Source organism: Collinsella sp. CLA-SR-H006 (genome assembly GCF_040097075.1).
GTDB lineage: Bacteria > Actinomycetota > Coriobacteriia > Coriobacteriales > Coriobacteriaceae > Collinsella.
Map to the genome: position 1 here is coordinate 59,031 of NZ_JBBNPD010000011.1, position 16,139 is coordinate 75,169.

Consider the following 16,139-nt stretch of genomic DNA (forward strand, 5'->3'; position numbering starts at 1 on the left):
CACCGCAACTTGTTGGTGGTGGCTTACTGGTAGCGTAGGCATTCCACCGGGTCGAGCTTTGCTGCACGGCGAGCGGGGTAGAAGCCAAAGATTACGCCGATGCCGACCGATACGGCAAATGCGATCAACACTGTTGTAATGGAGAAGCTTGGCGTGATCGTCCCGGTAGCTCCAAACTCGCTCATGATGCCCGAGCTTGCGGCAAAGAACGTGAGTCCCCATGCCAGCAGATAGCCAATCAGGACACCCAACAGTCCGCCGGTGACGCACAGCGCCGAGGACTCGGCCAAAAACTGCGCGGTGATATCGCGACGACTTGCGCCCAGGGCACGGCGAATGCCGATCTCACGGATGCGCTCAGTCACGTTGGTGAGCATCATATTCATAATGCCGATACCGCCGACAAGCAGCGAGATGCTGGCGACAGCGCCCATGATGAGCGAGAACGCGCCCATAAAGGAGTTGAGTGCATCGATGGCGCTTTTCATGGAGGTCGCCGATACACTGTCGTACTCATCATCCTCCGCGATGCCCTTCATCGCGCGCACCTTGGACTCGATGGTCTTACAAAGCTCGTCCATGTCTGTGCCCTCGGCGGCAAGAGCCGTCACGCTGGGGAATGAAGGATTTTCGTCGCCAAACAGGCCTGAGATGGTTTCGCGCGGCATATACAGCGTGATCGAGCCCATGGAGTCGTTGCCGCCATCAATCACACCTACAATCTGCACCTCGCCGTTGGACACCTTGATGGTTTTCCCCAGCGCATCCTGTTCGTTGCCGTAAAGCTGATCGGCGCCGCCGCGGCTGATGAGCGCCACGCGCGAGCCTGATTGGGACTCGGCCTGGGAATAGGTGCGCCCCGCAACGAGCTTGCTGGCCCCCACGGCGTCGAGCATGTCGCTATCGACACCCTGTGCCATGACGGTATAGCTTTTATCGCCGGTCTTATACTCGGTATACGCGCTGTCGACAATGCCGATCTGCTCTATCTGCGGCACCAGTTTTTGAAGCTTCTCGATGTCGGACTCGGTGAGTTCTTGCGACGAATAGATTTGCACCATGCGTGCCGCATTGAGGCCCAGACTGTTGACCAGGCTGTTTTGGATGCCGCCGATGAGCGAAGTCATGGCGATAACCGAGGCGATGCCGATGACAATGCCCAGGATGGTGAGCAGGCTGCGCCCCTTGTTAGCTTCGAGCGAGTGAAGGGCTTCCTGGATGAGATCGCGGGCGCTCATGCCATCTCTCCTTTCGGCGGGTTGGCGGAGGCGGAAATCCTGGGCAGGCTATCCACGGCGCTTCGCAGGGTCCGCGGTGCATGTGGAATATACGCGCCGTCGTGAATGCGACCGTCGCGGATGGTCACGGCACGGTCGGCCTCGGCGGCGATGCCGGGGTCGTGTGTGATAAGCACGATGGTTTTGCCGCGCTTCTGGAGCTTATGGAAGGTTTCCATCACAAGCGCTCCGGTAGCGGAGTCCAGGTTTCCCGTCGGCTCGTCGGCCAGAATGATGGGCGGGTCATTGACGAGGGCGCGCGCGATTGCGACGCGCTGCATCTGGCCGCCCGAGAGCTCGGATATGCGGTGGTCCCAGTGGTCGACGGGCAGCGTGACAGCCTGCAGCGCGTGCACGGCGCGCATTTCGCGCTGGCTACGGGGCACATTGGTGTAGGCCAGCGGCAGCATCACATTTTCGATAACCGACAGGCGCGGCAGCAGGTTGAAGCTCTGAAAGACAAAGCCAATGCTCAGGGCGCGAACTTCGGTGAGCTCCTCATCATCGAGCTCGGCCACGTTGAGCCCTTGCAGGTAGTAGTCGCCCGCCGTCGGCTTATCCAGACAGCCTAGGATGTTCATGAGCGTCGACTTGCCCGAGCCCGAGGGGCCGGTGATAGCGACGAATTCGCCGGGGTTTACCGCCAGGCTCACGTTGTGCAGGATGTGGGCGCACCCCGCCTCGCTCTCAAAGATGCGGTGCACGTTGCGGATGTCGATAACGGGACGCATTACATGCCCTCGTCGGCAGACATACTGCCCGAATCCGCACCGTAGCCGCCGTCAGCCGTTGCGTCCGCTCCGGTGTCCATGACGAGGGTGTCGCCATCGCGCAGCTTGGTAACCGGAACGTTGGGGTTGATCTCGTTGCCCTGGTCGTCGCGCTTAACCTGTGTCTTGCCGACTACGGCTTCGTTGTCGTTTTGCGTCACGACGGTCACCTTCACGCGATGGGTTTGCTTGCCCTCGTCATCGGTTGCGACGTTGACGTAATAGTGTTCGCCGTCTTCGGTCATGAGCGCCATCGTCGGCACCATCACCACGTCGTCGAGCTGCTCGGTCACCACCGAGACCTCGGCCGTCATGCCCGGCTTCAGGCGCGCGTCGGGCGCCTCGATGAGAATGTCGACGTTAAAGGTCACGCTGCCGCCGCCACCGTTGGCGGCGTCGGAGTTTGCCACCGACGCGATAGCCGTGACGGTGCCCTGGCTCACGATATCGGGAAACGCGGGATACGTGACGTTGGCGCTCTGCCCAACGGCGATCTTGGCGATGTCCTTTTCGCCCACCTGCACGGTCACCTTCATCTTAGATAGGTCGGCGATCTGCATGCACTGCTTGCCGCCGCTCGTATCGCTTTCGCCCATGATCATGCCGCCTGTAACCGTGGCGCCCACTTTGGCATTGAGCTCCACGATGCTACCCGAGCTCGGGGCCGTGACCGTGCGACTGGAGGCCTTGGCGTTCGCCTGGTCGAGGTTTGCCTGGGCTGATGCGAGGCTGCGCTGCGCGGCCGATACGGCGTTCGTGTCCACTGATGCGGCGGAGACGCCAGCCGCTGCGGAAGCTCCCTCGACGTCCGTCGTTGGGGTGGCCTGCGCGACAGCGGCGGCTTTCTGTGCGTTGGCGAGGTCTTCCTTGGCGGCTGCAACTGCACGCTGCGCCTCGGCAACGTTGCGATCGAGCTCGTCGTTTTTAATGGTCATAAGCACGTCGCCCTCGTTGACGGATTGGCCCGCCTGCACGTTGATCGAATCGACCGTACCGTCGACAGAAGGGGAGACCACTGAGGACGAAATGGGTTTGAGCTGGCCTTTCGCCTCGACCGTTGTGGTAAACGTGCCCTCGGTCACCATGTCGGTCACAGGCTCGTTAGCGCCCTGTGGCTGCGCATTGAGAACCAGGGTAGCGACAATGGCAATGAGCGCGATGGCGCCTACGACGCCGGCGGCAATACCGCGTCGAATCAGCTTTTTGCGTCGACGTTCGGCACGCTTTGCCTTGAGCTTGGCATATGCCTCTTCATCGGAAATCTCGGCCGTATCGTTCGCGCGTCCGCTCTGCTTGTCGGCATGTACGTTTGTAATCAGAGGAAACGTTTCGGTGGCACCTTCGGGCGTGCGCTCGGTATCATCTGGGCCCGGGGTGATCGTGGGGACATTCGGCATAGCGTCTCCTTTATAGAAAGAACCTCGATAATTATATGCGCCCACCGGTTGGGGCGGGCGCATAGGACGGTTTCTTTCGGAACTGTTAGATTGGTCGCAGCGGTTCCACGTTGTAGGAATGCGCGCGTTGCACTACGAGTGGACAACCACGCACAGGCCGACTTTGATGCAATCGTGCAGTGCCTTGGCGTCGGCCAGGCGCAGGTTGATGCAACCGTGGCTGCCGCACCACTTGTACGACTCGGCGTTATCGAAGCTCTTGTCGTTTTGCCAGGTGGCGTCGTGGAAGCCGATCATGTTGCCCTCAAACGGCATCCAGTAGCTCACCGGGCTCTCATATTTGGGTTTAGCGGTCTCGGGGTCCTTGGCTCCGATCAGGGTGCTGCCGCCGTCGTTGCTGTTGATTTGCCACACACCCTCGGGGGTGGCGTCTTCGCCCGGTTTGCCGGAAATAAAGTTGGCCTCCCACACGATATTACCGCTCTCGTCATAGTAGCGCGCGTGCTGCTCGGACAGGTCGACGTCGATATACGCCTTCCAGTCGGGCTCTCCCTTTGCGGTAAAGGTGTCGGCCTTCTGGGAGTACTTGATCTCGATTTCGCCGGTCTGTTTGTTGTTAATGGCGTCCTCGACCTGCTTGGCGAGCGAGCTGCTGTCGATGGACCAACCAAAGTCACCGCCTTCGACGGCGCACTGCTTGCCATCGGCGCGCGTCCACCAGCGAGTGGAGCCCACGGTATTAAAGCCGTTGGCGAGCTCGGCTGCCCAGCTGCTGATCTGCGTCGTATCGAGTGTGGGGTTGGCGGGATCGGCAAAGCTGATCCACTGCAATACGGAGCTGCCATCAACCTTGCCGGCATCCTCGCCGTTGAGCTTGAGGGTCACGTTGACGCCTAGGAAGTTGTTGGCGGCATCGCATGCGGCCTGAATCTGATCATCGGTCAGCGTTCCATTGAGCGGCTCATAGGCATCGTTGCCGAGCTTGGAAAGATCTACGGTCTCGGCCAGCGAGGCAAGTTCGAGCTCGGCATACTTAATGACGTGCTCGCGGTTGAGTTTTTCGTTGGAGCGCGCCTTCTCGACGGTAAACTTGCCCGCTTGCTCGTCATAGGAGCTATTGGCCTCGAACGTGCCCGAACGCCCCTCGTTAAACTCGTCGATGGCGGCGCCCAGATCCTTCTCAAATTTCTTATGGTCAAAGGTGCCGGAGAGCATGGACAGGTCGACGTCTTGATCAAGATCGACTTCGTTGGAGGTAGCGGTTGTTTTGGTCTTGCCGCTTAAGGATTCCACAAGGCGGACCGGCCATATAAAGGCCTCGTTGTGGCCGATAATCTCTTTTGCGGCAGCTTCGCCGTCGACGATGGGCTCATCGGAGTCGGGCTGATAGGTCCAGCTAAAGTCATCGCCTGTCACGGTGAGCTTATAGTGCTTCCATGCCGAGTTGACCTTGGTTGCGGCAGACGAAGCGTTGGAGAACGAGACGTCGACGCCGGCGATGGTGGTGTTGGGGTAGGCTACCTGCGAAAACGCTACGACGCCCACGATATAGACAATGACGATAAGACCCAAGACGACAAAGAGCGTCGTCTTTTTGCCCGACTTATTGTTGCCGGCGGACTTGCGCGCGGGGCCGCGATCACCTCGGGTGTGCGTGGGGGGCAGCTTGGGCGCGTTGCCGTTTGCCTGGCGTTGCTGACGTTGTTGACGCTGCTGGTTCGGGCGTTGGGAAGCGTTTGTCGCACCACGCTGCTGACCGTGGCTCGGCGCGATAGGACACGGCGACTGAACGCCGCCGGTGTGCTTGCTCGGCTGCTGCGGATCGGGAATCAGTTGAGTTCGATCGTTTTGCGACATCGTATGCATATCCTTCGAATTTCGCCTTGCGGCTCATCGTGTTTTTACTGGGCTTGCATTATAGCGATTGCCCTGCTGTTTGTGGTACGGAAACGGTGGCATTCAAAAGAGGTGGGACATTTGTCCCACCTTTGAGTCGTTCTTAGCCGTTATCCGCACACACCGCATTTTGCACAGGCTGAAAGTGCGGCCGGTGCCTGCGCGATGCCGCCCTTTGCCGTCTCGCGTAGCGTGGCCGGCAACGCGTGACCCACCGAGAGCATGACATGTGCCATCTGGTCAAACGGCACCAAGCTCTTAATGCCTGCGAGGGCGAGTTGTGCCGAGCTAAAGGCCGCTGCCACGCCGATGGCGTTGCGGTTTTGGCAGGGCACCTCCACGAGGCCACCGACGGGGTCGCAAACGAGGCCCAGCAGGTTACTCAGCGCGATGGAACTGGCGTCGAGAGCCTGCTCGGGCGTGCCGCCGAGAATCTGCACCAGAGCGGCGGCTGCCATGGCGGCGGCGCTTCCCACCTCGGCCTGGCAGCCGCCCTCGGCGCCGGCGACGCAGGCGCTCGTGGTGAGGTTGAGACCGATGGCGGCTGCGCAGTAGAGCGCGTCCATGACCTGCTCGTCGTCGAGCTGAAGGTGATCGGCGAGCGCCAGCACGCAGCCGGGCACGACACCCGCGGAGCCTGCCGTGGGGGCGGCGACGATCACGCCCATCGTGGCGGAGCGCTCGAGCACGGCCATCGCGCGGGCCACGGCGTCGGTCTGGACGGTGCCCATCAGGCTCGTGCTCAAATCGTTGCGGCGGGTTGCTTCGACGAGCTTGGCCTCGCCGCCGATAAGTCCGCCGAGCGAGCGCTGCGGATTTGCGATAGGGGCTGTGGTCTCTTCGCGCATGACGTCGAGCACGCGGCGCATGGCGGCGACGGCGTGGGTCTCGCCGGTCAGACGCGCCTCGCGCACAGCCATAACGGCGCCGATATTCAGGCCGAGCTCGGCGCACGCATCGAGCAGCTGCTCGCCGTCGTCGAAGATCTCCTTTGCCGAGACACCGGGGGAGAGCGACGAGGCAGAACCGGGGAGCTCGATAAAGGTCGCGTAATCGACATTGTCGAGTTTGCGTAGCATGGGGATAACGGTGTCGTCGGGCGCGCCGTCGGTCTCAAAGACGGAGTAGGCCTGGCCGCCCACTTCGGTGCGGTAGGTACGGCAAAACGCGATGTTTACATGGGCGTAGGCGAGTAAGTTCGTGAGTGCGGCGAGTACGCCGGGAACATCCTGGTGCGCCACGAAGAGCGTGGAGTACATGCCCGAGATGTCGACGCCGACGCCGTTGATGCGGCTGATACGCATCTTCCCACCGCCCAGACTTTCGCCGCGGACCTGTGCCGTGGCGCCCGTGTCGTCTACCATGTCAATGTCGACGGTATTGGGGTGGATGGAGGCGTCGTCGCCCTTGATGTCAAAGTGATATTCGAGGCCCTGCTCGCGAGCGAGGTCGAAGGCCTGCTTGATATTCTCGTCATCGGTGTCGAGGCCTAGGATGCCCGCGACGAGCGCACGATCGGTGCCGTGGCCGCGGTAGGTGTGGGCGAAGGAGTTCCACAGGCCAAAGGTGGCTTTGGTGATGCGGCCTTCCAGCAGGCTGGCGGCAACTTGGGCGCAGCGCAGGGCGCCGGCGGTGTGCGATGAGCTGGGGCCGACCATGACGGGGCCCAAGATCTCGAATGCCGAGGTCGTAGCTAGTGTTTGCGGCTTGCCTGCCATATGCGCTCCTGTTCTATCCCGTCGTCCCGAGGGGCGGGGCATAAGGTCGCCTGCTCGGACAGTCCTGCTCGCACGGAGAGCACATTAAGTGCTCTCCGGCTCGTGCGGAACTCGCGATCGACCTTATGCCCCGCCCCTCGGGACTAAGGATACATGGTTGGGGTTGCTAGATGGCAAAATTCATTAGCTAGGGACGCAGCGTAGGCTCATATCGAAGCATCTTCACCACCGGATTAATAAAAAAGAAGTACCGGTTGGAGCCGGTACTTCTTTTGGTGCGTTGTTTCTTGGCTGTAGCTTTTGCCGTTAGCTTACAGGCCGCAGGCTGCTTTGAGTTCTTTGACTCGGTCGGTTTTCTCCCAGGTGAAGTCGGGGTCTTCGCGGCCGAAGTGACCGTAGGCTGCTGTCTTTTCGTAGATGGGGCGACGCAGGTCTAGGTCGCGGATGATTGCGCCCGGGCGCAGGTCGAAGGTCTTCTCTACGGCTTCAACGATCTTGTCCTCGGCAACATGTGCGGTACCGAAGGTGTCGACCATGATTGAGAGGGGCTTGGAAACGCCGATGGCGTAGGCAAGCTCGACCTCGCAGCGGTCGGCCAGACCGGCGGCGACCACGTTCTTGGCGACCCAGCGCGCGGCATACGCGGCGGAGCGGTCAACCTTGGTGCAGTCCTTGCCGCTAAAGGCGCCGCCGCCGTGACGGCCGTAACCGCCGTAGGTGTCGACGATGATCTTGCGGCCGGTGAGGCCCGTGTCGCCCATGGGGCCGCCCACGACAAAGCGACCGGTAGGGTTCACGTAGATGTCTGCGTTATCCCACGGCATGTTCTCAGCGGCCATGACCGGGGTGATGACGTGCTCGATGAGGTCGGCCTTGATCTTGCCCATGTTCTCGATCTCGGCGGCGTGCTGCGTGGAGATGACGATGGTCGTGACCTCGACGGGCTTTCCGTCCTCGTAGCGCACGGTGACCTGGGTCTTGCCGTCGGGACGTAGGTAGGCGAGGGTACCGTCGTGACGCACCGTGGCCAGGCGCTCGGCCAGGCGGCTTGCCAGGTAGTGTGGCATGGGCATGAGGGTCTTGGTCTCGTTGGAGGCATAACCGAACATCATGCCCTGGTCGCCGGCACCGATCAGGTCGATCGGGTCGGTGGTGGCGCCGGTCTGGGTCTCGAATGACTCGTCAACGCCCTGGGCGATATCGGGCGACTGCTCGTGGATGAGGCTCATAACGCCGCAGGTATCGCAGTCAAAACCGAACTTGGCTCGGTTGTAGCCAATGCGGCGGATAACGCCGCGGGCGATTTCCTGTACGTCGACATAGGCCTGAGTGCGAATCTCACCGGCGACGATGACGGTGCCGGTGGTCACGAGGGTCTCGCAGGCGCAGCGGACGTTCTCCACGTTGGCAGGCACGCCGTTGGGGGCGATGTAGCCCTGCTCCTGCAGCTCTATTTCTTTGGCGAGGATTGCGTCGAGGACGGCGTCGCTGATCTGGTCGGCGATCTTATCGGGATGACCTTCGGTCACCGACTCCGACGTAAAAACAAAGGACCCGTGTTGGGGCGGGATGGAACGAAGTTCTTCTGACATGATTGTCCTTTCAAAAACGTGTCCCGGCGACCGTTACCATTCCGCCGGGCTCTCTATGCAAGGGCACATCATAGCGCGTAAATCAAACATTCACACCCTTTCCGCACCTACTCATTGGGGATAGACATAAATGACCAGCCTTAAACTAAGAACGTCTCCAACGACTGGTCATTTAAGTCTGTCCCCAATGATTGGGTCGGTGCCCTTTGTGCGGAGGTTGCATTGATGCTTTATACTGGTGCGGTTAGACATCCATCCTGCAATCGAGGAGATTTCCATGGCATCAGACGTTCGCGTCCGCTTTGCACCCTCACCGACGGGCAAGCTGCACATCGGCGGCGCCCGCACCGCTATCTATAACTGGGCTTTCGCCCGTGCAAACGGCGGCACGTTCATCCTGCGCATCGACGACACCGATCCCACCCGCTCCACCGACGAGAACACGCAGATCATCCTGCGCGCCATGCGTTGGCTGGGCCTGGACTGGGACGAGGGTCCCGAGGTGGGCGGCGATTTTGGCCCCTACGCCCAGACCGAGCGCCTGGACCTGTACAAGCAGGCCGCCCAGAAGCTTTGGGACGAGGGCAAGGCCTATCCCTGCTTCTGCACCAAGGAGCAGCTCGACGCCGACCGCAAGGCCGCGCAGGAGCGCAAGGACCCCTTCCAGGGCTATCAGCGCCGTTGCCGCAATCTTGATCCCGAGGAGGCCCGCCGTCGCATCGAGGCCGGCGAGTCCTACGTCCTTCGCATCAAGGTGCCCGAGGACCGCGGCGACGTCGTTATCCACGATGCCGTCCACGGCGAGGTGACCTTCGATGCCAAGGAGCTCGACGACTTTGTCATCTTCCGCTCTGACGGCACACCCACGTATAACTTTGCGACCGTCGTCGACGACGCCATGATGAAGATCACCCATGTCATCCGTGGCGACGACCACCTGTCCAACACCCCGCGTCAGGTCATGGTGTACGAGGCCCTCGGCGCTCCCGTGCCTACGTTCGCCCACATCTCCATGATCCTGGGCGCCGACGGCAAGAAGCTCTCCAAGCGCCACGGCGCCACCTCGGTGGAGGAGTACCGCGACGCCGGCTACCTGTCCGACGCCTTCGTCAACTACCTGGCGCTGCTCGGTTGGTCGCTCGACGGCGAGACCACGATCATCCCGCGCGATGTCCTGGCCAGCAAGTTCTCGCTCGACCGCATCTCCAAGAACCCGGCTACCTTCGACCCCAAGAAGCTCGACTGGGTCAATGCCGAGTACATCAACAGCATGTCCGATGCCCAGTTTGCCGACGAGATCATGGTCCCCGAGCTGCACGAGGCGGGTCTCATCGAGGGTAATGTCGAGTACGGCGAGGATTGGATCGACGCACTCGCGGCCATCGTCAAGCCGCGCACCAAGATGCCGGCCGACGCCGTGACCGTCGCCGCCCCCATCTTTGCTACGGCCGAGACGCTCAAGTATGACGAGAAGTCCGTCAAAAAGGGCCTGGCCAAGGAAGGCATGGGCACCATTCTGGATGCCGCCAAGGCCGCGCTTGAGGGCGTGAGCGATTGGACGGCCGCCAACATCGACGCTGCGCTTGAGCCGCTGCCCGAGCAAATGGACCTCAAGAAGCGCGTGGTGTTCCAGGCCGTGCGCGTCGCCGTCTGCGGCAACATGGTGAGCCCTCCGCTGGGCGAGACCATGGCGCTCGTCGGTCGCGACGACTGCCTGGCGCGCATCGATCGCGCCCGCACGATGGCGCTGTAGCAGCAGCGTAAACGTATGTATCCGAGCCCCGTTCACCCGAGCGGGGCTCTTGTTTCTGTAGTCGTATGGGATAGGAGGTGCTGGGGTCATGGCTGAGCAACTGTCGCTGTTTTGTTCGCCGGAACCGGAGGAGGTTCCGGTGAAGCCAGTGTCTGCCGCTGCTTCGGCTCAGCCTAAGCCTGCACCTGAGCCCATCGCCGCCTATGCGAGCGTGGTCCTCGACATCCCGACGCGTGCGCTGTCCGAGCCGTTTGCTTATGGCATTCCCCGGTCCTTTGCCAACGAGGCGCAGATCGGATCCACGGTCCTGGTCCACTTTGGTAACCGTGCGGCCGCGGGCTATATCGTCGACATTGCGTTTGAGCTGGGTGACCTGCAGGGCAACAGCGCTCTCGATCCCGCGCGTATCAAGCCTATCGAGGCTATCCTCAGTAAGCCGCTCTTTACCGCAGAGGCCGCCCGTATCGCACGCTGGATGAGCCGCGAGTATGTTGCGACGCTTTCCGAGTGCCTGCGCCTGTTTTTGCCCCCGGGCGGCAGTCCGCGGGTGGTCAAGGGCGACGACGGCATGTGGACGGTTGAACGTCCCGCCGTCAAGCCTATCCAAAACCGCTGGGTCATGCTCACACCCGAGGGTTTCGACTACACGCCGCCCAAGACCGCGGTCCGTCAGCGTCAGCTCATCGAGGCGCTCCAGTGCGGCCCGGTCACGACGCGCGATCTCAACCTGCTCTACAACAGCATGTCGGCGACCATCAAGGCGCTCGAAAAACGTGGTGTCGTCGTGGTGGAGGAGCGTCGCGCCTGGCGTGGCTGCAGCGAGCAGACCACGCTGTCCTCGGCAAGCGGCAAGGCACCGGTCGCACTTACAAAAGGCCAGCAACAGGCACTCGCGCAGATTGAGCGCGCCCGCCTGGACGCTCATGGCGACGTGGTGGTGGTCGACGGTGTCACCGGCTCCGGCAAAACCGAGGTGTACCTCTCCGCCATCGAGCGCGTGCTGGCGGCCGGCCGTTCGGCCTGCGTGCTCGTACCCGAGATCTCGCTGACGGCCCAGACCGTCGGCCGCTTTCGCTCGCGCTTTGGCGAGACGGTCGCCGTGTTCCATTCGCGCCTCTCGGCCGGCGAGCGCCTGGACCAGTGGGATATGGTCGCCAGCGGTGCCGCGCGCGTGGTCGTGGGAGCCCGCTCGGCGCTCTTTTGCCCGCTCGGCGACTTGGGTCTCATCATCATCGACGAGGAGCACGAGACCAGCTATAAGCAGGGTTCCAGTCCGCGTTACCATGCGCGCGAGGTTGCGTCCGAGATGGCTCGGCGCTACCGCTGCCCACTCGTGTTGGGCTCCGCCACGCCTTCTGCCGAGGCCCTCGACCGCTGCCGCCGCGGTACGTACAACGGTGTCACCTGGACGCGTGTGGAAATGCCCGAGCGCCCGGGACACGCCGTGCTGCCCACGGTCCGCATTGCCGACCTGCGCCGCGAGTTTTCTCACGGCAGCCGCTCCATGTTCTCAAAGCCGCTGATGGAAGGCCTGGAACGCGTGGTCGAGCGCCGCGAGAAGGCCGTGCTGTTGCATAACCGCCGTGGCTTTGCGCCATTCCTGATGTGCCGCGAGTGCGGCTGCGTCCCCACCTGCAACCACTGCTCCACCGCGCTTACGTATCACGAGCGCACGCACACGCTGCAGTGTCATACATGCGGTTCGTCTTGGCGCGTGCAGCCGTATCCCGCGCCTACGAGCCGTTGCCCCAAATGTGGCAGTCGCTACCTGGCAAAAATGGGCCTGGGTACGCAGCAGATCGAGGACGCACTGCACCAGATGTTGCCCGAGGACATCGCCATTATTCGTATGGATGCCGATTCCACGCGCGGCAAGGATGCGCACAAAAAGCTGCTTGAGAAGTTCGATGCCGCCGATTGCGCGGTGCTGCTGGGCACCCAAATGATCGCAAAGGGCCTCGACTTTCCCGAGGTCACGCTCGTGGGCGTGGTCAATGCCGACTTCGCCCTCAAGCTGCCGGACTTCCGCGCAGGGGAGCGCGCCTACGATCTGCTGGAGCAGGTCGCCGGCCGTGCCGGTCGTGGTGATCGCCCCGGCGAGGTCGTCATCCAGACCTACTTGCCCGAGGACCCGGTCATTCGCGCCGTCGCTGAGCATGACCGTTCGATCTTTACCGACTACGACCTGGACCAGCGCCGCGACGCGCTGTACCCGCCGTTTGTTCGCCTGGTCAACATCTTGGTGTGGTCGGCGAACCGAGACGAAGCGCAGGACTACATCGGGCGCATTGCAAAGCTCCTCAAGCGCCGTTGGCATGCTGCCGCGCCCGACTTTTTGCGGGCGGGGAGTGCCGTGCCGCAGGTGCTGGGCCCGGCTTCGTGTGTAATCGAGAGAGCCAAGGACCGCTACCGCTTCCATCTGCTTGTGAAGTCGCCCGTGGGGTACCATGTCTCTGATGATATCGACGCCTGTCTCAAAGAGGTGGGCTCTGTGCGCGGCGTGAGCGTGAGCGTTGACGTCGACGCCTATGATTTGATGTAACAACCCGAAAGGATGGCCATGGAAGCCAACGGAATCGTACTGTCGCCTGACCCTCGTCTGCGCCAGGAGTGCGCCGTCATCGAGGAGATCACCCCGGCGATCGAGGCGCTTGCCGAGAAGATGAAGAAGATGATGTTCGAGAACGGTGGTTGCGGCCTAGCTGCCCCGCAGATCGGCGAGCTCATTCAGCTTGTCACCATCGACTGCGACTATAGCGACAAGAACGACTACGACCCGTACGTGCTTATCAACCCCGTGATCGTGGAGCAGAGCGACCATCTGGTGCCGTTTAGCGAGGGCTGTCTTTCCATTCCTGGCATTAGCTGCGAAATCGAGCGTCCCGACCATGTCGTCGTCGAGGCGTACGACTTGGACGCCAACCTGATTCGTTATGAGGCCACGGGCGACCTGTTCTGCGTGTGCCTGCAGCACGAGATCGATCACCTGCACGGCAACACCATGTTCGAGCGACTGAAGCCCATGCAGAGGCTCAAGGCAGTCAAGGAGTACCAGGACGCCCTGGCCCGCGGCGCTCGACCGGGTGAGACGGAGTAGGTTTGTCCGTCCCCGGGGCACCCGCCTATATCATACCGTGCTCAAACATTCTCGCTGCGCTGCGAAACTGCGCGCGGGACGATATAGGCGGGTGCCCCGGGGACTACGTTGACGCTGCTTGTCTCGCCCGGGTGCCGTGGGCCAGGGAGGGGCGTCTTCGCTGATAATTGCTTTGTTGGAAGAGCTGCTTTTATTGCGGCTCTTTCTTTGGTTTTGGGTATATTTGTTCTTGCTGAATTGTTATTGCGGATGGGCTGGGTACTTGGCTTTCCGCTGTTCTTTGTAGCCGTCTCGGCTTTGGTTGAGGGGAGACGTTCTTTATGCGTATTGTCTTTATGGGTACGCCTGATTTTGCTGTGCCTTCGCTGACTTCGCTTTTTGAGGCTGGGAACGAGATTTCGCTTGTCATTACTCGTCCCGATGCTGTTCGCGGGCGTGGTAAAAAGTTGGAGCCGTCTCCTGTTAAGGCCAAGGCGCTTGAGCTTGGTCTTCCGGTTGTTGAGGCAAATCGTATGACGGCGGATGTTATCGATCAGCTCGAGGCTGCGGATGCCGATATTTTCTGTGTGGCTGCCTATGGCTGCATTTTGCCTGATGAGGTGCTGCATATGGCGCCGCTTGGTATTGTGAATGTTCATGCGTCCTTGTTGCCTCGCTGGCGTGGCGCTGCTCCCATTCAGCGTGCCATTCTTGCTGGTGACGATGTTGCCGGCGTTTCTATCATGCGCATCGGGCATGGCGTTGATACTGGTGCTTATTGCGCGCAGGCCTCGACCTCGGTTGCCGGTAAGCATGCCGAGGCGCTCACGATGGAGCTTGGCGAGCTGGGCGGTAAGCTGCTGGCCGATACGCTGCCGTCGCTTGCCGATGGTACCGCCGTGTGGACTGAACAGGATGAGGCGCTCGTTACCCATGCCGCCAAGATTTCTAAACAGGAGATGCGCCTGGATCCGCAAATGGCGGCGCTTGATTGCGCGCGTCATGTGCTGGCCTCGTCCGATACCGCGCCTGCTCGTTGCGTGATTGCCGGCAAGACCGTGCGCGTGCTCGATGCTGCGCCGGCTGATGTGTCGCTTGGCGAGGGTCAGGTTCTCGTTAAGGCCAAGCGTGTTTACCTTGGTCTTTCCGATGGCACGGTTGAGCTGCTCGAGGTTAAGCCCGATGGCAAACGTGCTATGGCCGCTTCTGCCTGGGCTGCTGGCCTGCAGGGTGCCGATTTTTCGTGGGGTGTTTTGTCATGAGCAAGCTGTCTCCCGCACGCAAGCTTGCGCTCGATGTGCTAATGGAGGCCGATCGCCGCGGTATGTATGCGCGTGACGTGCTGTCCTCTCGCGCATCGGCCAAGGCTATTGACCAGCGTGATTCCGCTTTTGCCGCCCGCTTGGCGCTGGGTGTTGCCGCCACGCAGGGTATTTTGGACGAGCTGCTCGATCAGTTTCTTGATAAGCCTAAAAAGGTTGCGCCGCGTGTTCGCATGGCGCTTCGTATCTCGGCCTTCGAGATGCTCTACCTTCATACCCCTGGCCGCGTTGCCGTAAGTCAGGGTGTTGAGCTGGTGCGCAGCGGAGCTAAGTCTGCCGCCGGTTTGGCCAATGCCGTGCTGCATAAGGTCGCGGACAACGTTGAGGACTTTGCCACTGCGTCCGATGTGGATGAGTCTGAGCGACGCTTGGTTCGTCTGTCGCGCCTGATGGGTCTACCGCGTTGGCTGTGCGCTCGCATTATGGCATCGTTCGACACGCCAGAGGGTGCACTTAACTTTGCCGGCAATCTGGCCCCCGCGCCGCTGGCCCTGCATGAGAACGCCTTTGCGACCAAGCCCGATCCGTATATCTCGCAGCTCGTCGCGCCTGTCTTCCCGGGCTGCCATGCCCCGGTTGATGCCCAGGTTACCGTTGCTTCGGGTGTGTTTGAGCGTGCTGCCGCGGTGGCATCTGATCTCAATGCGCAGCTTATCGCTACAGCTGCCACGCGCCCTGGTAGCTGCCTTGAGATTGGTGCCGGTCGTGGCACCAAGACCTATGTGATGATGTGCCAGGCCAAGCGTGCGGGCTATGAGCGTCAGCATACGGCGCTCGATTTGCATGATCGCAAGTGCGATCTGAATCTCGCTCGCCTGCATAAGGCCGGTATTCAGGGCGTTCGTACGGTTTCGGGTGATGCCTGCGAGCTTGATGAAGTACTGACATCGTTTGATGCCATGCTTGGCGAGCCGGTTAAGTTCGACACGGTCTTTATCGATGCGCCGTGCTCGGGCACCGGCACCATGCGCCGCCATCCCGAGATTCCGTGGCGCCTGACCGAGAACGACGTTACGACCGAGCTGCCCAAGCTGCAGCTGACGATGCTCAAAGAGGCTGCTGCGCGCGTGGCTGCCGGTGGCGAGCTCATCTATGCGACGTGCTCGGTCTTCGACGAGGAGAACACGCAGGTGGTGGATGCTTTCTTGAACTCTCCTGAGGGCACCGGCTTTACTGTAGCGCCGCTCTCCGAGGCACAGATTCTGCAGCTCCCCGAGTTCGATCAGGCCAAGAAGCTCGTATCCGTACGCCAGAACAATCGGGGCCTCTTCCAAAGCGTGCCCGTAAACGCGGATTCCTACGACGGCCACTTCTGCGCTAGGCTGGTCCACAAGTAAC

General features: G+C 61.4%; 11 protein-coding genes. 5 read left to right on the forward strand and 6 right to left on the reverse strand.

Translation table 11 applies throughout. The annotated features are described in order from the left end of the window. Nucleotides 1-23: 23 nt before the first annotated feature. From AAA069_RS07425 to metK, 6 genes are all read right to left on the reverse strand, one after another. Complete coding sequence (locus AAA069_RS07425; protein WP_349127983.1) at nt 24-1,238, reverse strand: ABC transporter permease; 1,215 nt, start codon at nt 1,236-1,238, stop codon at nt 24-26. Beyond that, nucleotides 1,235-2,008 (reverse strand): ABC transporter ATP-binding protein, encoded by a 774-nt coding sequence (locus tag AAA069_RS07430; protein WP_195363999.1) that lies wholly within the window; start codon nt 2,006-2,008, stop codon nt 1,235-1,237. Before AAA069_RS07430 ends, AAA069_RS07425 begins: the two co-directional genes overlap by 4 nt. Beyond that, complete coding sequence (locus tag AAA069_RS07435) at nt 2,008-3,444, reverse strand: efflux RND transporter periplasmic adaptor subunit (RefSeq protein ID WP_349127984.1); 1,437 nt, start codon at nt 3,442-3,444, stop codon at nt 2,008-2,010. Before AAA069_RS07435 ends, AAA069_RS07430 begins: the two co-directional genes overlap by 1 nt. Before the next feature lie 132 nt (nt 3,445-3,576). Continuing rightward, the gene (locus tag AAA069_RS07440; protein ID WP_349127985.1) at nt 3,577-5,301 is read right to left on the reverse strand and encodes a L,D-transpeptidase; all 1,725 of its coding nucleotides are present in this window, start codon (nt 5,299-5,301) and stop codon (nt 3,577-3,579) included. A gap of 149 nt (nt 5,302-5,450) precedes the next feature. Further along, entirely contained in the window at nt 5,451-7,058 is a 1,608-nt protein-coding gene (gene sdaAA, locus AAA069_RS07445; protein ID WP_349127986.1) for an L-serine ammonia-lyase, iron-sulfur-dependent, subunit alpha, read from the reverse strand. Between the two features lie 311 nt (nt 7,059-7,369). Then, nucleotides 7,370-8,650, reverse strand: coding sequence for a methionine adenosyltransferase (gene metK / locus AAA069_RS07450; protein WP_349127987.1), 1,281 nt, complete (start codon nt 8,648-8,650; stop codon nt 7,370-7,372). 277 nt (nt 8,651-8,927) lie between these two features. Between metK and gltX the strand changes: the two genes are divergently transcribed. The 5 genes from gltX (at nt 8,928) to AAA069_RS07475 (ending at nt 16,138) form a co-directional block, all read left to right on the forward strand. Then, nucleotides 8,928-10,403 carry a glutamate--tRNA ligase gene (gene gltX / locus AAA069_RS07455; protein WP_349127988.1) on the forward strand — a complete coding sequence of 492 codons (1,476 nt, stop codon included), beginning with the start codon at nt 8,928-8,930 and terminating at the stop codon, nt 10,401-10,403. A gap of 88 nt (nt 10,404-10,491) precedes the next feature. Next, complete coding sequence (gene priA / locus AAA069_RS07460; RefSeq protein ID WP_349127989.1) at nt 10,492-12,945, forward strand: primosomal protein N'; 2,454 nt, start codon at nt 10,492-10,494, stop codon at nt 12,943-12,945. An 18-nt stretch (nt 12,946-12,963) separates the two neighbouring features. Next, nucleotides 12,964-13,500: a peptide deformylase gene (def, locus tag AAA069_RS07465; protein WP_148331380.1), complete on the forward strand. Its 537-nt coding sequence runs from the start codon at nt 12,964-12,966 to the stop codon at nt 13,498-13,500. Between the two features lie 320 nt (nt 13,501-13,820). Continuing rightward, entirely contained in the window at nt 13,821-14,741 is a 921-nt protein-coding gene (fmt, locus tag AAA069_RS07470) for a methionyl-tRNA formyltransferase (protein WP_349127990.1), read from the forward strand. Continuing rightward, nucleotides 14,738-16,138, forward strand: a complete 1,401-nt coding sequence (locus AAA069_RS07475) for a transcription antitermination factor NusB (RefSeq protein WP_349127991.1) — start codon at nt 14,738-14,740, stop codon at nt 16,136-16,138. The genes fmt and AAA069_RS07475 overlap by 4 nt, the downstream gene beginning before the upstream one ends. Nucleotide 16,139: the final 1 nt, after the last annotated feature.

What these genes read in the sequence shown, in the direction of transcription:
- AAA069_RS07425 (WP_349127983.1), bottom strand. Translation starts at nt 1,238, where the DNA reads ATGAGCGCCCGCGATCTCATCCAGGAAGCCCTTCACTCGCTCGAAGCT.
- AAA069_RS07430 (WP_195363999.1), bottom strand. Translation starts at nt 2,008, where the DNA reads ATGCGTCCCGTTATCGACATCCGCAACGTGCACCGCATCTTTGAGAGC.
- AAA069_RS07435 (WP_349127984.1), bottom strand. Translation starts at nt 3,444, where the DNA reads ATGCCGAATGTCCCCACGATCACCCCGGGCCCAGATGATACCGAGCGC.
- AAA069_RS07440 (WP_349127985.1), bottom strand. Translation starts at nt 5,301, where the DNA reads ATGTCGCAAAACGATCGAACTCAACTGATTCCCGATCCGCAGCAGCCG.
- sdaAA (WP_349127986.1), bottom strand. Translation starts at nt 7,058, where the DNA reads ATGGCAGGCAAGCCGCAAACACTAGCTACGACCTCGGCATTCGAGATC.
- metK (WP_349127987.1), bottom strand. Translation starts at nt 8,650, where the DNA reads ATGTCAGAAGAACTTCGTTCCATCCCGCCCCAACACGGGTCCTTTGTT.
- gltX (WP_349127988.1), top strand. Translation starts at nt 8,928, where the DNA reads ATGGCATCAGACGTTCGCGTCCGCTTTGCACCCTCACCGACGGGCAAG.
- priA (WP_349127989.1), top strand. Translation starts at nt 10,492, where the DNA reads ATGGCTGAGCAACTGTCGCTGTTTTGTTCGCCGGAACCGGAGGAGGTT.
- def (WP_148331380.1), top strand. Translation starts at nt 12,964, where the DNA reads ATGGAAGCCAACGGAATCGTACTGTCGCCTGACCCTCGTCTGCGCCAG.
- fmt (WP_349127990.1), top strand. Translation starts at nt 13,821, where the DNA reads ATGCGTATTGTCTTTATGGGTACGCCTGATTTTGCTGTGCCTTCGCTG.
- AAA069_RS07475 (WP_349127991.1), top strand. Translation starts at nt 14,738, where the DNA reads ATGAGCAAGCTGTCTCCCGCACGCAAGCTTGCGCTCGATGTGCTAATG.